11 protein-coding genes are annotated in these 15,496 nt (G+C 61.8%); 5 read left to right on the top strand and 6 right to left on the bottom strand.

The features are described from left to right. Positions 1-6: 6 nt before the first annotated feature. The 3 genes from JO965_RS08115 to JO965_RS08105 all read right to left on the bottom strand — a co-directional run bounded on the left by JO965_RS08115 (position 7) and on the right by JO965_RS08105 (position 2,885). The gene (locus tag JO965_RS08115) at positions 7-1,287 is read right to left on the bottom strand and encodes a TRAP transporter large permease (protein ID WP_203443174.1); all 1,281 of its coding nucleotides are present in this window, start codon (positions 1,285-1,287) and stop codon (positions 7-9) included. Positions 1,288-1,291: 4 nt separating this feature from the next. Continuing rightward, positions 1,292-1,831, bottom strand: a complete 540-nt coding sequence (locus JO965_RS08110) for a TRAP transporter small permease (protein ID WP_203443173.1) — start codon at positions 1,829-1,831, stop codon at positions 1,292-1,294. A 73-nt stretch (positions 1,832-1,904) separates the two neighbouring features. Continuing rightward, entirely contained in the window at positions 1,905-2,885 is a 981-nt protein-coding gene (locus JO965_RS08105; protein WP_203443172.1) for a TRAP transporter substrate-binding protein, read from the bottom strand. Positions 2,886-3,075: 190 nt separating this feature from the next. Here JO965_RS08105 and JO965_RS08100 point away from each other — a divergent pair, with 190 nt between their 5' ends. Continuing rightward, a complete protein-coding gene (locus tag JO965_RS08100) occupies positions 3,076-3,756 on the top strand; it encodes a GntR family transcriptional regulator (protein WP_246776776.1) in 681 nt (226 codons plus the stop codon). A 15-nt stretch (positions 3,757-3,771) separates the two neighbouring features. Here JO965_RS08100 and JO965_RS08095 read toward each other — a convergent pair whose 3' ends face one another. Further along, positions 3,772-4,227 carry an Lrp/AsnC family transcriptional regulator gene (locus JO965_RS08095; protein WP_203443170.1) on the bottom strand — a complete coding sequence of 152 codons (456 nt, stop codon included), beginning with the start codon at positions 4,225-4,227 and terminating at the stop codon, positions 3,772-3,774. Positions 4,228-4,680: 453 nt separating this feature from the next. Between JO965_RS08095 and JO965_RS08090 the strand changes: the two genes are divergently transcribed. Genes JO965_RS08090 through JO965_RS08075 form a run of 4 tightly spaced genes read left to right on the top strand, consistent with a single transcriptional unit; the run spans position 4,681 to position 9,004 of the window. Then, the gene (locus JO965_RS08090) at positions 4,681-5,553 is read left to right on the top strand and encodes a MetQ/NlpA family ABC transporter substrate-binding protein (RefSeq protein WP_203443169.1); all 873 of its coding nucleotides are present in this window, start codon (positions 4,681-4,683) and stop codon (positions 5,551-5,553) included. A gap of 31 nt (positions 5,554-5,584) precedes the next feature. Next, positions 5,585-6,985, top strand: a complete 1,401-nt coding sequence (locus tag JO965_RS08085) for an LLM class flavin-dependent oxidoreductase (protein WP_203443168.1) — start codon at positions 5,585-5,587, stop codon at positions 6,983-6,985. A gap of 34 nt (positions 6,986-7,019) precedes the next feature. After that, positions 7,020-8,333 (top strand): acyl-CoA dehydrogenase family protein, encoded by a 1,314-nt coding sequence (locus JO965_RS08080; protein ID WP_203443167.1) that lies wholly within the window; start codon positions 7,020-7,022, stop codon positions 8,331-8,333. A gap of 17 nt (positions 8,334-8,350) precedes the next feature. Next, positions 8,351-9,004, top strand: a complete 654-nt coding sequence (locus tag JO965_RS08075; protein WP_203443166.1) for a methionine ABC transporter permease — start codon at positions 8,351-8,353, stop codon at positions 9,002-9,004. Between the two features lie 49 nt (positions 9,005-9,053). On the opposite strand, the gene JO965_RS08070 is transcribed toward JO965_RS08075, so the two are convergent. Both JO965_RS08070 and JO965_RS08065 read right to left on the bottom strand, forming a co-directional pair. Then, positions 9,054-13,355: a translocation/assembly module TamB domain-containing protein gene (locus tag JO965_RS08070; RefSeq protein ID WP_203443165.1), complete on the bottom strand. Its 4,302-nt coding sequence runs from the start codon at positions 13,353-13,355 to the stop codon at positions 9,054-9,056. Next, on the bottom strand, positions 13,355-15,331 hold the full coding sequence (locus tag JO965_RS08065; protein WP_203443164.1) for an autotransporter assembly complex family protein: 1,977 nt from the start codon (positions 15,329-15,331) through the stop codon (positions 13,355-13,357). Before JO965_RS08065 ends, JO965_RS08070 begins: the two co-directional genes overlap by 1 nt. Between the last annotated feature and the right edge of the window lie 165 nt (positions 15,332-15,496).

The following is a 15,496-nucleotide window of genomic DNA, read 5'->3' as shown; positions in this document are numbered from 1 at the left end:
GAACGATCAACGGAACAGGGCCGGAAGCCAGAGCGACAGGCCGGGAATATAGGTGACGAGCAGCAGCACCATGATGCTTGCGCCTAGGAACGGCCAGATCGTCTTCATGGCTTCGCCGATGGTGATTTTGCCGACCGCGCAGCCGACGAAGAGCACCGAACCCACCGGCGGGGTGTTGAGGCCGATGCCGGCGTTGAGGATCAGGATCACGCCGAAATGCACAGGATCGATGCCGAAGGCTTTGATGACCGGCAGGAAGATCGGCGTGCAGATGATGGTCATCGGCGCCATGTCCATGAAGGTGCCGAGCACCAGCAGGATGATGTTGATAAGCAGAAGAACGACGATGGGATTGTCCGACACCGTCTTCATGAGAGCGATGGTGGCCTGTGGCACCTGCAGGAAGGCCATGAGCCAGCCGAAGGCACTGGCGGTGCCGATGACGAGGAGAACCATCGCCGTGGTACGCACGGCGCCGAGGGTCGCCTCGACAAAGCTTTCCCAGTTCATCTCGCGATAGACAAAGAGTGTGACCAGAAGGGCGTAGACGACGGCGATGCACGAGCTCTCGGTTGCCGTGAACACGCCCGAGCGGACGCCCCCGAAGATGATGAAGATGAGCAGGATGCCCGGTATCGCCGAGACGAAGAAATAGGCCAGCATCCGGAAGCCCGGGAACGGATCGGCGGGATAGCCGCGCCGCACAGCCACCACATAGGCCGTGATCATCAAGGCCGCGGCCAGCAGAAAGCCGGGAATGATGCCCGCGGTGAACAGATCCGCCACCGAGATCGTGCCGCCGGCTGCGATCGAATAGATGATCATGTTGTGCGACGGCGGGATGAGCAGCGCGATGATCGCGGCGTTCACCGTCACGTTGACGCTGTAGTCCTTCGCGTAGCCCCGCTTCTCCATCTGCGGGATCATGATGCCGCCAATCGCGGAGGCATCCGCGATAGCCGAGCCGGAAATGCCGCCGAAGAGCGTGGAGGCGACGACATTCACCTGTCCCAACCCGCCGCGCAGATGACCGACCAAGCCAGCTGCCAGACGGATCAGGCGATCGGCGATGCCGCCGCGCATCATGAGATCGCCGGCATAGATGAAGAACGGGATCGCCATCATGGCAAAGGCGTTCATGCCGGAGTTGAGCTGCTGGAACACCACAATTGGCGGCAGCTGCATGTAAAGAACGGTGGCCAGCGATGCGATCCCAAGGCAGAACGCAACCGGCGTGCCGATGATGAGCAGGAGCGTGAAGACGCCGAAGAGAATCCAGATCTCCATGACATCAATCCTTCACGGCAACGAGATGGGGCTCGTCCACGCGCACCATCGGGACATCTTCGCCAACGAGCAGCAGGCGAACGAGCTTTTCAAGGGAAAAGAGAGCAATCAGAACACCGCCCACGGCGAGAGGCACGTAGTCGAACCCCTGCGGGATCGGCATACCCGGCATCAGCGCGGACCAGGTTTCGACCGCCAGGGATGTGCCGTACCACGCCATGGCACCGCCGAAGATCATTACCAGCACCTCCGTGACGGCGAGCATGATCTGGCGCAGGCCCTGCGGCGCATAGTGGAGGGCGATCTCGAAGCCGAGATGATTGCCGTCGCGCACGCCTACGGCGGAACCCAATAGGATGAACCAGCTCATGAGGAGCAGGGAGGCAGGCTCAGTCCAGCTCGGCGATTGGTTCAGCACATAGCGACCGAACACCTGCCAGCCAACGAAGATGGTCATAAGAATGAGGCCGATCCCGGCGGTCCATAGAGCCAATCGATTGACGACGGCGAGAATGCGGGATAGCGCGGCAAGTTCAGCGCGCATCGGTAAAGGTCTCCAGTGAGGCAAGAGACGGATCGGCTGGAGCCGATCCGGTAGCATATTGCCGTCGCGCGGCTCAGTTCATCGCCTGGATGCGGGCGACGAGCTCCTTCACCTTCGCATCCTTGGCGTATTTCTCGTAGACAGGCTTCATCGCATCGATGAAGGGCTGCTTGTCGACATTGTTGATCTGATTGTTGTTCGTGCGGATCTTCTTCTCGGCATCCTTCTCGCGCGCCTCCCAGAGCTCGCGCATCTTCGCGACGGATTCCTTCGCCGTTTCGCGCACAGCCTTCTGGTCTTCGGGCGACATCTTGTCGAAACTCTTCTTCGACATCACCAGAACCTCCGGCGACATGGAGTGCTCGGTCAGCGAATAGAATTTCGCCACCTCGAAGTGACGGAAGGAATCGTAGCTCGGCCAGTTGTTTTCGGCCCCATCCACCACGCCGGTCTGCAGTGCTGAATAGACCTCGCCCGGAGGCATCGGCGTCGCGTTGGCGCCGAGCGCATTCACCATGTCAAGGAAGAGATCGGACTGGATCACGCGCACCTTCATGCCCTTAAGATCGGCGGGCGTGTTGATGGCGCGCTTGGAATTGTAGAAGGAGCGCGCACCCGAATCGTAGAAGGCAAGCGCCACGAGCCCGTGCGGCTCGAAGGACTTCAGGATCTGATCGCCGACCGGACCATCCATGGTCTTGCGCATATGGTCGACCGACCGGAAGATAAAGGGCAGCGAAGGAACCAGGGTTTCAGGAATGAGATTGTTGAACGGCCCCATATTGATGCGGTTTAGGTCGATCACGCCGAAGCGGGTCTGTTCGATCGTGTCCTTTTCCTGGCCGAGCTGGGCCGAATGGAAAACCTGGATCTTGTATCGGCCATTCGTCTTCTTCTCGAGTAGAGAACCGAAATACTTGACCGCCTCGACGGTCGGGTATCCATCCGGATGGATATCGGCGGAGCGCAGGGTCGTCTGCGCCCATGCCGTGCCGCTCATGAGCGCTGCCCAAAGACCGAGGGTAGCAGCTGCGAAAGTTCTCTTCGTCAACATCGTTGTCCTCCTAGGCTTCCTCTGATGTTTTGTTGTTTCCCCGACTTTCCGCCGGTTTACTCTTCGCCCCTGACGCATCGGATACGCCAAAGGAGAGACCAGACGCCGTCCTTGCGACTTATCTGGTCGACTATTGTATGGTAGTATGCACTTATATATAACGCAACCCGTCGAAAGAATGAGATCTGTTGTGAACACGCCCTTCCCTGTCGGCCATGGCTCTGCGGCTCAGCGCATCGAGAACGAGTTGCGCCGCCTGATCATTGCTTTGGAACTTCCACCCGGGAGCCGCCTGTCCGAGCAGGACATCGCCGAGCGCCACGGGGTCTCGCGGCAACCCGTACGGGAAGCCTTGATTGGCCTGGCACGCACGCGGCTGGTGGAAATCCAGCCCCAGCGAGGCACTACGGTCGTCAAGATCTCAGTGAGGAAGATGATGGAAGCCCGGTTCGTCCGGGAAGCCATCGAGACGGCGGTCGTGCGCCGCGCCTGCTCATCGTTCGATCAGCAGAGCCGGGAGCGGATCAACGATCTTCTGGAGATGCAGGATCAGGCGGCCCGCAAGGACGACCATACAGCCTTCCAGCGCTATGATGAGCTGTTCCACATCGCCCTTGCCGAAGGCGCCGGCTGCCCGCTTGCATGGGAAGCGGTCCAGGACATCAAGGCCCATATGGACCGGGTATGCCAGCTCACCCTGCCCGGGCCGGAGGCGATGCTGCCATTGATCGATCAGCATCGTGCCATCATGGCTGCTATCGATGCGCGCGACGAGGAAGCCGCCGCGGAGGCCATGCGCCGGCACCTCACCGAAATCCTGCGCGCTTTACCACGGGTCGAGGCCGAGCATCCGGAACTGTTCAGCTCCTGAGCACACCGTGGGAGTTTAGGACTTCAGGACGAATGCAGTCGTCGACTTGATCCGCTCCATGGCAAACCGCGACGTGACGTTCTTGAGCGGGATCGCCTTGACGAGTTGCTTATAGAACAGGTCGTAGGCCGCCATATCGGGCACGACAACACGCAGGATGTAGTCCACGTCGCCGGCCATTCGATAGATTTCCATGACCTCGGGGATCGTCGTGACAAAATCCGCGAACCGCTGCATCCAGACCTCGGAATGGTCATAGGCCTCGACCGCCACGAAGGCCGTCAGGCTCAAGCCCACCTTTTCCGGATCCACAAGAGCCACGCGCCTTTTGATGACCCCGGACGCCTCCAGCCGCTGGATCCGCTTCCAGCAGGGCGTCTGAGACAGGTTCACCCGTTGGGCGAGCTCCGCCACGGAGATGCTCGCATCCTCCTGCAGAAACCCCAAGATCTTGGCATCGATTGCATCCATCGGCAGATCCGCATTGTGTTCGCTAATCCCTTTATGTTCTTTATAACGAACATGGTCAAGAGGCCGATATTATCGGCCGGCCATCCTCAGCGCCTCCAGTATTCCTAAGCTCAAGCATAAGCCGGGAACTAACTCGGATTTCGCATGTCGAATGGCGCGTCGAAAATTTTTCGCTCTGCATCGGACCGCAGGGAGAAGTTTCTTTCTCCCCTCCATGTTCTAAAAAAAGAACATCCTAATTGACCGGGGCCGATGCCCTGGGCACCATTCCTCAAGTCTCCGGGATGCGAATTGAGGTGGCGTCTTCAGCCTGATGAAGACCCGCGGCAGGACATGCAGCGGCACCCACAAGCAAAGCTCATGACGTGTCCGGCTGAATGCTTCCGAGAAGTGTTCCGCTCCTCGGGAGACAAGGAGCGCAATTCTTTTTCTTCTGAACCAAGGTCCTGTCCCATGCTGATGAAATCATTGACCATCTGGCACCGTCGCCGGTCGAACACGAAATTTTTCCCGGTCCTGGCGCTCCTTGCCGCATCCACATGGGCCATCACCTCTGGATCGGCACAAGCGGTGGATCCACTAAGAGTTGGCATCAATTCCGGCCTTTCGGCCGATGCCGTTCATCAGGCTGCGAAAGAAGCGAAGGAGCAGGGCCTCGACGTGAAGGTGATCGAGTTCACGGATTGGGTCACGCCCAATGCCGCGCTCGCCAATAAGGACATCGACGTCAACTACTTCCAGCACATCCCCTTCCTCGAGGATGCCAAGAAGGCGCGAGGTTATGACTTCGTGTCCATCGGCGTGGGAACGATGTCGAAGGTCGGTCTCTATTCGAAGAAGTACAAGAGCGTCGCGGATCTGCCTAATGGCGCGAAGGTTTCCATCGCCAACGATCCGGTCAATGGCGGCAGAGGCCTCGTCCTGCTCGACCGGATCGGCCTGATCAAGCTGAAAGAAGGCCTGGACTACAAGGCCACCGTCGCCGACATCGTCTCGAATCCGAAGAACATCAAGATCACCGAGCTCGTCGCCCAGCAATTGCCGACAGCCCTCGACGATGTGGATTTGGGACAGGGCTATCCTGCAGCCCTCAAGCAATATGGCGTCGACCCGAACTCGGCCCTGATCTTCGATGATGTGCAAAAGCGCTTCGCCATCCAGTGGGTGGTTCGTCCTGCCGACGCGAAGGATCCAAGGATCAACAAGTTCGTCGCCATCTACCAGAACTCGCCCGAGGTCAAAGCCATCCTCAAGAAGCATTTCGGCGACATGACCGTTCCTGCGTGGGAGCCCGTGCAAGCGTCCGCGACCAATCCAACGAACTGAGCATCAGCTGACGATCAAGCCGGGTGAGACAATGACCAAGAAGATCAACATCTACGCCTTCGACATGAACTGCGTGGGCCACATCAATCACGGAATGTGGACCCACCCGCGCGATCAGTCTCCGTCCTATACAAGCCTCGATTATTGGGTGAACCTCGCGAAGATCGCCGAGCGCGGCAAGCTCGATGGCATCTTCCTCGCCGATATCGTCGGCGTCTACGATGTCTACAAGGGCGGGCCGGAGGCGGCCATCACAGCAGGCGCTCAGGTTCCCGTCAACGACCCGATGCTTGTCGTACCGGCCATGGCCTATGCGACGAAGCATCTGGGCTTCGGCGTGACCGTGAACACCACATACGAACAGCCCTATCTTCATGCCCGCCGCATGTCGACGCTCGATCATCTCACGAAGGGCCGGATCGGCTGGAACATCGTCACCGGCTATCTCGACAGCGCGGCCCGTGGCATGGGCCTTCCCGCGCAGCTCGATCACGACCACCGCTATGACATCGCGGACGATTACCTCGATGTGCTCTACAAGCTCTGGGAAGGCAGCTGGGATGACGATGCCGTCATCAACGACCGCACCAGGGGCATCTATGCTCGTCCTGAAAAGGTCAGACCCATCAAGCATAATGGACCATACTATCAGATCGACGCCATCCACTTAAGCGAGCCATCGCCGCAGCGCACGCCCGTGCTATACCAGGCGGGCTCGTCGACACGCGGACGGGAGTTTGCCGCGAAACATGCGGAATGCGTGTTTACAGGCGGCCCCAACCCGATCGTCGCGCGCGACATCATCGCCGATATCCGCGCCCGGGCGGCAAGCTTCGGCCGCGATCCTTATGACGTGAAGGTCTTCGTCGGCATGAGCCTTGTGGTCGGGCGGACAGAGAAGGAAGCACAGGACAAGCTGGAGGAATACCGGCGTCACGCCAGCGTGGACGGCGCCCTCGCTCACTTCTCGAGTTCGTCCGGCGTGGACTTTTCGAAATACGATCTCGACGAACCGATCCAGTACGAGAAGAACAATGCCAACAACTCGACCCTGGAGGCGATCACCACGCGCAGCGCCGGCACGGTCTGGACGGTACGCAAGCTGATCGATCAAATGATCTTAGGCAGCCGCCAGAAGCCGTTCGTCGGCACCCCGGAGCAGATCGCCGACCACATCGCTTCATGGGTCAATGACGCGGACATCGACGGCATCAACTTACCTCGCACAGTAGCGCCCGAAAGCCTTGCGGACTTTGTCGATCTGGTCGTTCCCGTCCTTCAGGAGAGAGGCCTGTTCAAAGCCGATTATTCGGAGGGCACCTTACGCGAAAAACTGTTCGGTGGAGGCCGGAGCCGACTGCCCGCCGCGCATTGGGGCGCTCGCTACCGTCCCGGCACAGACCAGACCGTTCCCGCCAAGGAAGTCGCTTGATCGCCCTCATTTTCCGACCCGAATGGAAATAACAATGTCCGCCGCCACGAGTCTTTTCCCGACGGATCCGCGTACCGAATCCAGAAACACGCTGCATCGGTTCGCGTCTACGCCTGTCTCCTATGAGGAACTGGCAGAGCGCTTCCGGCCCATCTTCAAGAGGATTGCTGAAGGCGCCGTTGCTCGCGAGCAGTCGCGCACCCTGGCCGTCGAGCCTGTGGCATGGCTACGTGAGGCCGGTTTCGGCGCTCTGCGCATCCCGCAAGTCTATGGCGGACTTGGCGCCAGTCTGCCTCAAACATTCCGACTTCTCATCGAGTTAGCTGAGGCTGACTCGAACCTGCCGCAGATCTTCCGCGCGCATTTCGCATTCGTCGAGGAGCGGCTCAACAGCAAGGAAGAAGCCGATCGCGAGCGCTGGTTCCCCCTGATCATCGACGGTGCAACCTTCGGCGCAGCCATGGCCGAGAAGACGGAGGGCACGGAGACGACCGTGACCCTCACGAAGGAGAACGACCGTTGGCTTCTCGACGGCTATAAATTCTACAGCACCGGGACGATCTATGCGAACTGGATCGTTGCCGTCGCCCTGGAGGGAACGGAATATGTTTCCCTCGTCCTTCCTACCACGGCTCCGGGTGTCGTCGTCGAAGACGATTGGGACGGATTCGAACAGCGCCTGACAGGTAGCGGCACGACGCGATTCAATAGGGTCGAGATCAGGGCGGATCAGATCCTGCGGCGGCTCTCCGTCGAACAGCCGCCGAAGACGTCCTACATCATCGCCTATTATCAGCAGTTCCATCTCGCAGCTCTCGCGGGCATCGCGCGGGCGGTTCTGAAGGATGCAATCGCATTCACGCAAACCAAGACGCGAACATTCGGGGTGCCCGGCAAGTCCAGTCCGCGTCATGATCCTCTAGTGCAGAGTGTCATCGGTCGTCTTGCCAGCCTCTCTTTCACAGTGGATTCGCTGGTTGAAAGTGTCTCTGCATCCATCCAGGAGGCCTATGAGGCCTCTATAAAAGGCGAGGATGCAGACGATTTCATCACAACGGCCAACATCAAGGCCTATCAGGCGCAGCAGATCGTGATCGAGCAGGTGCTCGAAGCGACGACATTGCTCTTCGAGATCGGCGGTGCATCAGCCGTGAGCGAGACGCGTCGTCTCGACCGCTACTGGCGCAACGCGCGCACGCTCGCTTCGCACAACCCCGCCGTTCACCGCGCGCGTGCCATCGGCGATTATTGGCTCAACGGTACACCGCCGGTCGGCGTCCTCCAGGCGGTGATCCAGAGCGAAGCGCAGTTGAAGAACGCCGCCGAAGCGTCGGCACGAAATTCATAACCAGGGGATCGTCAGACATGCCCACAAACTTTCTTCCCATGTTCTGGGATGCCTTCCTCGAGAGCCTAATTATGGTCGGCACGGCGGGTCTTTTCGCTTTCGCCGCCGGAATTCCGTTGGCCGTTGTTCTCGTCACCACAAGTATCGGAGGCATCTATGAGATGCCCCGCCTCAACCGGGTGCTGGGCAGCATCGTCAATGGCTTCCGCTCAACGCCGTTCATCATTCTGCTAGTCGCCCTCATTCCCTTCACGCGCCTGATTGTCGGCACGTCAATCGGGCTTTGGGCCGCCGTCGTGCCATTGAGCATCGCGGCAACGCCGTTCTTCGCCCGCATCGCCGAAGTCAGCCTGCGAGAGGTGGATCATGGCCTGATCGAGGCGGCTCAGGCCATGGGAGCGAGTCGCTGGCAGATCATCGTCCATGTGCTTCTGCCTGAAGCCCTGCCGGGGATCATCCGGGGCTTCACCATCACGCTGGTGTCGATGATCGGCTCGTCGGCCATGGCCGGTGCCGTGGGCGCCGGCGGGCTGGGCGATCTCGCCATGCGCTACGGCTATCAGCGCTTCGATACCAGCGTGATGATCAGCGTCATCGCCGTCCTGATCGTCATCGTCACGGTTGTTCAGTCCACGGGCGACCTCATCGCCGGCCGATTCGACAAGCGTTAGAAAAGGAAGAGGGACGGCATAACAGTCTCTCCTGTTCCAACTGAGAGCCCTAGTATTCCAGCTCGAACCCCAATCCGACGGAGCTGCCACCCTCGGCATTGATCTCCCCCTGGGCCTTCAGGCGCCGAGTCAGATCAATATCGACCGTCACGCCGCTCTCCTCGGGCAGAGCACCGGCTTTCACGCCGACTCGCACATTGTCGCTGATATAGCGCGAGACACCTACACCCGGCCCTCCACCAGCACCGACGGTGATGTCGAGGCTGTCGACACCGAGAGAGCGGCGCAACTGCTCAAACGCATCGTTGCCGGAACCGCCGGAGAGCTGCGCAACAGCCTGCGCGAGCTGCAGCGCCTGCCCCGCAGACAATCCGCCTGACGGCCTCTGGAACAGGATACGGGACAGGACCTCGTCCTGAGGCAGATTCGGTTCGGAACTGAAGGTGAATTGAGGGCTCGAGGCCGGGCCCGTCACGCCGATGCGTGCGGTGACGTCCCCTGACTGTGTTTCGGCCAGGAAGTCGAGCGAAGGCGTGAGATCGCCGGTAAAATCCAGACGTCCCCGCACGAATTCGAGCCGCTTACCCAAAAGATCGAAGCGGCCGCGCCTGAGCTCGAAGGCGCCGATGGCGATGGGATCCTGCGTCGTACCCTGGAGCCGCAGATCGCCACCGAGTTCGGCATTGATGCCGCGTCCCCGCACGAAAATCCGGTTCTGCGCCGTCACTGTGAGATCGAGTTCCGCCCGGAACGGAGTGCCTCTCGCGGAAGCGGATTGCCGCCGCTGCGCCAGAGCAAGCCGCGCCGCAGCGGTCGGCGTCGGCCGCACATGCCGGGTTCCCGGGAGCGGCCTTAAGGTGGTAGGCAGCCGGTCGGGCACGGAGACGTTCATCGAGATGATGTTGATGCTGCCCGCAGCGCGCGGCCTGCTCAGAAGTGGCCCCGATATGGTCAGATCCAGATCAGCGGTTGCGTCAACGGTCTCGTTGGAGACGAGCTGGGCGCGGCTGCCCGTGATGCGGATGTCGCCGGGCAGTCCCGCGGCCGGATCGATCGTCACCTGTCCCCGAGCTGCCAAAGAACCGCCGCTCGGCGTCTGCGCAGTGAGGCTCTCGATGGTGAGCACCTGCCCGCGCGCAACGAACCGCCCTGCAATCCCGTTCAGCTGGACGCCCTGCAAAGAGTCGACGAAGCTTCCATTGGCAAGAGTAACCATGCCTTCAATGCGTGGATTGGAAAACGTGCCAGCAATTGACAGATCGAGATTGGCAGCTCCTGTCACACGTCGACCAGATGCGGACAGGAGGGAATTGGTAATCGCAAGATCGGTGCGCCCCGAGACCCTGAGTGCAAGCTCCTCGGCCGGGCTGAGAGGAACGCTTCCGGACACTTGCAAGGTTCCGCCACGTCCGATCGCAATCCGCGCATCGATGCCGGCCCGCTGATCAGCAAGGCGCCCCTGCGCCTCGATGTTAAGCGGCGGCAAGCCCGCTTGGCGCGTCTCTGCCGTGGCAAGGCCTGATACGTCGATGCGATAGTTTCCAGTCGGGCTTGCCACCGTTCCACCGATGGAGGCATTTCCGTTGACCGTGCCGGCAAGGCCGAGATTGGGCACCACGATATCGGCAACCTGAAGCGGCAGGCTGCGGACATCCACAGTGAGGTCGAGCCTGTCGGAAATCGTGCCGTTGACAGTGACCCGCCCCTGATCCGCTGCGATCACGAAGTTTGATAAGGTAACCGCACCGCTCTGCAGCGTGATGGCTGCAGGTTGTGCGAGAGCCAGGCGCCTGCTGCCGCGGCGTGCCGTGAAGCTCGCAAGCTCGATCCGCGTCGCATCGCCCGGCACGAGGCGGCCCTGCGCATCGAGATTGAATCCCTGTCCTACGGCGGATGCGGTAAATTGTGAGGCAGAAGGCGTGCCGTCGGCCACGAAGCGCACGGTTCTATAAGTCTGGCCGCCAGCCATCAGGGCGTCGGCGGAGACGTTGCCGTCGATGATGGGACGACGGTAGAGATCCTGGATGCTCAACCTTGCATCAAAGTCTCTCACCGACGTGCCCGCCACGGCAAAGCGAGTGCCTTGTGCCGTAATCGTGGCATTCTGACCGCCACCGCTCGCATCGAGCGAGATAACGGCATCGAGCGAACCATCGAGCTTCGTCAGCACGAGCGGAGACAGGTCGTCGAAGTTGCTGCCGGACAAGGAGATCTCGCCCTGCGCCAACTGATCGGAGCCCAGGCGAAGATTTCCATTGAGGGCCACCGATCCGATATCGATATCGAGCCGGTCCAGGAGCCACCCGCCTTCCGGCGGCCTTGCGAGGCGAACGGAGCCCGTTGCAGGCTTGCCGTCGACCTGTCCGTCGAGGGTGAGAGCGGCATCGAGCGCACCCGTCACGTCCTTTGCGTCGACGCTGACCGCAAGGCTTGGAATGGAACGGTTCAGGGCGCGCACGTCGGTGAGCGTTGCAACGCCTCTCACGTCCGGCAGTTCGAGAGAGCCACCGAGGCGAGCCATGACATTCGCCCGGCCGGCGGTCACCCGCGGATCCACATGCCTCAGTTCGTCGATGGTGATGTCGAGGCCAAGATCAGCCGCGGATTGCGTGGCCCTCCCATCGATGCGGGCATCGAGATGGGCGCCGTCGACACGGAAATTTTCGAAGGCGAACCCATTGGGGATGCGCCGCACCGTTCCCGCCGCAGTGACCGTGCGCCCCAGAAGACCGTCTGCAGCCGGCATCCCGGTCGAGAGGTCCCGCAATCGAGCATCGATGGCTGCCGCCATGTCGTATCGGCGGGGATTGCCTGACAATCGTGCCGTCAGATTTGCGGAACCCTGCAACGATCGGCCTGCGATGCCAGAAAAGGATGCCAGTGCCGGGATACTGGCATCGAGCGTGCCATCGAGGACGGTGCCACCGACCTGTCCCGTGAAACCTGCCCGCGCCGTGGCGGTCTCGATGCGCGCCGTTTCGACATTGGCGATGCCATCCAGACCGAAGGAACCCCGCGACGTGATCGCGAGCGTCGGGCCGATCGCCCGGGCGAGCGCCCGGTCGGCAGGTCTGATCCCTCCAGCGTTGGCGTCGATGGCAAAGGAGAACTGGCTGGGCGGCGATGGGCCGTCGACCGGGTTCATGGTCACGCGGGCCGTCAGCGTATCGAGCGCGCCCTGCGGCAGCCTGATCTCGGCGGCATCAAGCGTACCGTTGATGCGCGGCGCAGTCAGCGGCCCCTGAACCGTTCCGTCGAAATTGAAACGGGCGATCTCCGCCTCCCCTGCGCGGGTTTTCGCACCGTCGGTCGGCAGGGCGCGGGCGTTGAGCGTCAGATCGAGAACCTGGCCGGAGCTGACGGTTCCGGTCATGTCGAAGCGGGCGACGTTCGATGTGATGCGCACCGGCTGGAAGCGCAGGCTGCTGTCGTCGCCGACGGTCACGTTGCCGACGAGCTGGGTGGTCCCACTGAAGACCGGAGCAGCCGGCGCGGGCAGCAATCCTTCGATGCGGGCCGCAAGATCCAGGTTCACATCGTAGGCGGCCGTGGCACGCCTGACGGTCGCCGTCCCTGCAGCCCCGATCGTCGGTCCGGCAGAAAAATCGAGCCGGGCGGCGAAGTCGCTCATGGGCCCCTGACCGGCCAGTTTCAGGTCGACCGGCGGAAGTCCGGGCAGATCCATCAGCCGGGCGGCGATGCCGCCGGCGGGCTCCTGATGCGTGAGGTCGAGGGCGAGACGGTTCGTCTGCGGCACATAGGTGAGATCGATCGAGAGCTGACCGGGCGCATCGAGACGCTGCGCCTGGAAGTTCAGATCGAGGCCTTCGGACGGATTGCCGAGTTGGGCGGAACCTGCCGCGGAGAGCCGCGCCTGCGTGCCGAGCACCGGCTGACCGAGGATAAGTTCCTGCAGGGCGAAGCGATCCACGATCACACGCACCGGCAGCTCGGGCAGGATCGGTGCATCGGAAACAGGCGCATCCTCTTCGGCTGGCAGCGGCCGGCGCGAAATCTGCAGACGGTCGATGGTGAGCTCATCGACCTGAAGTCGTCCGGTCAGCAGCGCCGTGCGGCTCCAGACCAGGCGGGCGCGATCGAGGTTGAGCCACACGCCATCCCGGTCGGCGATGCGGATGTCCCGGATGACCGCATTCGAGGAAAGCGCCCCCTCGATGCTGCCGATGGTGACGCGCGTGGTCGGCGTCGACAGAAGGCGCGAGATCAGGCTGGCCAGAACACCCTGGTCGCTCTGCGCCTGGCTCGGACGTCCAGCCGCCAGCCAGACGGCCGCAAACGCCAGGAGAGCGATGATTGAGACAAGGGCGAGGGAGCGGATTGGCTTGTTCATCAGAAGGCCTGCCCGATTCCGACGTAGATGGCATAAGAGGGGTCGCCGGGTCCCGGATTGACCGGGATCGCGACATCCAGGCGGATGGGGCCGATGGCCGTGTAATAGCGCAGGCCCAGGCCTGCCGCGACGCGGATGGTCTCATCGAAATCCGGGAAGCTCGACTCGAAGGCCGTGCCGGCATCCACGAAGGGCACGATGCCGATGGTATTGGTGATCTTGATGCGGGCCTCGAGCGAGCCTTCGAGCAGGCTCCGCCCGCCAATCGGTTCGCCGAGGAAGGTCGGCCCGAGCGTCCGGTAGCGGTAGCCGCGCACCGAACCGCCGCCGCCGGCATAGAAGCGCCGGTTGGCGGGAATCTCATCCAGATCCGCGCCGACGATCGAACCCAGACCGATGCGGCCGGCGAGGATGTAGCGGGCCTCCTCGTCGAGGGCGTAATACGCGGAAGCCGTTCCCTTCGCGATGGTGATCGGCACCGAGGAGCCGAGGAATTCCGGGTATGGCGCCACGGAGGCAATCACCCGAATGCCCTGGCTGGGGTTAAGGGGATTGTCGGTGGAGTCGTAGCTGAGGGAGACCGGCAGGCCGACGAGGGTGTAATCGATCTGCCCGAGGATGTCCGTCGTCTGCCCTTTCTCGTACTCGATCCCGCCCTGGATCGAGAAGCTCTCGCTGAAGCGATGGCGGATGCCGGTGCTCGCATTGACGAGGCGGCTGGTATAGCCTTCCGTCCGGTCGCGTTCGACGAGACCGTCGACCAGCCAATCGTTGCGCGTTCCCCAGAGAGCCGGCTTGAGGAAGCTCGCGCGGAACCGTCCTCCGAGATTGTCCCAGAAATCCTGACTCCGGTCAGGCTGGCCGCCATCCTCGGTGAGATAGAAGATGCTGCCCTCGAGCCGAAGCCGCTCGGCACCGCCGAACAGGTTCCGATGCGCCCAATAGGCCCGCACGGCCGGTCCGTCGGTCGTCGAATATTGAACCGAGGCGCCGATGACCCGCTGCGGGCGCTCGGTCAGCTCCACGAACAGAGGCAGGTTGCCATAGGCGTCCAAAGCCTCGCCTTCGCGAATGCGCACAGATGACAGCGCCTCGATCTGGGAGATCGACTTGCGCATGGAGGCGAGTTCCGCGGGCGAATAGGGATCGCCCGGCTCCGTGTAGATGAAGGAGCGCACCACGGCCGGATCGACATTCTCCGCCCCCTGGATCGATATCGCCCCGATCCCCGCCCGAGGACCGGGATCGACGGCAAGGCTCACGTCCATCACTTGCGCCGGATGAACCACTACAGGATCCTGTCGCCGGACTTTGGCGAAAGGACGTGACTGGGACCGGAAATAATCGACGATCCGCGCTTCCGCGGCGACGATGTCGGCGGAACGTGCCGGGTCTCCAGGCTTGATCTGCACGACCCGGGGCGGGAGCTCGCCCGGCGAGAAGGGACGGCCTGTCCTCGCATCCAGGACGGCAACATCCCGCAAGGCAAATTGCGGACCTGGATCCGCGATGATCTGAATCGGCACGAGCGCACGCGCGAGGTATCCTGAGGCTGCCCGGGTTGCGGCATCCGTGCGGGGAGCCTGCAGCATCATCGGAACGCCGGCGACATTGATCGTGATACGGGCGTTGTAGTATCCGGCGCCCCAGAGCGCGTCGATCAGACGAGGCAGGTCGGCTTGTGCCCGGCTGGCCAGAGCCGCCGCATCGGGGGGCGGATCCGATTGCAGGCTTTGAAGGGTCGAGGCGTCCTTCAGAACCTGCTTCAGGTCTTTGCTGTCCGCACCCACCACGATGTCGAGGGAATAGGGCAGCGCCTGCGGGCTTGGAGGCGGCGGCGCATCGCCTCCCCCGCGAAGCCAACCGAAGAGATCGAGTGCGACGGCAGGCGCAATCGGCAGTCCACTGAGCAGAACGCCTACAAGAACGGGGAACGCGACCCGTCGTTTGTTACTCAGCCACCGCAATTGAGGCACGATCTCCCTGATGAAGACGGACCAGTAATCTCTTGGTCACACAGCAGACCCCGCCCAGCCAATGCGCCGGGGTTCAGATCAGCTCAGTTTATCGAGAGGCACCTAATCACAGTTTCCCCAACGGCAAAACCCTGGCCGTTCGAATTTGGGTTGATAGTTGATGAA

This window comes from Microvirga sp. VF16, assembly GCF_016864375.1.
GTDB lineage: Bacteria > Pseudomonadota > Alphaproteobacteria > Rhizobiales > Beijerinckiaceae > Microvirga.
This window is presented reverse-complemented; position numbering and strand designations above follow the sequence as displayed.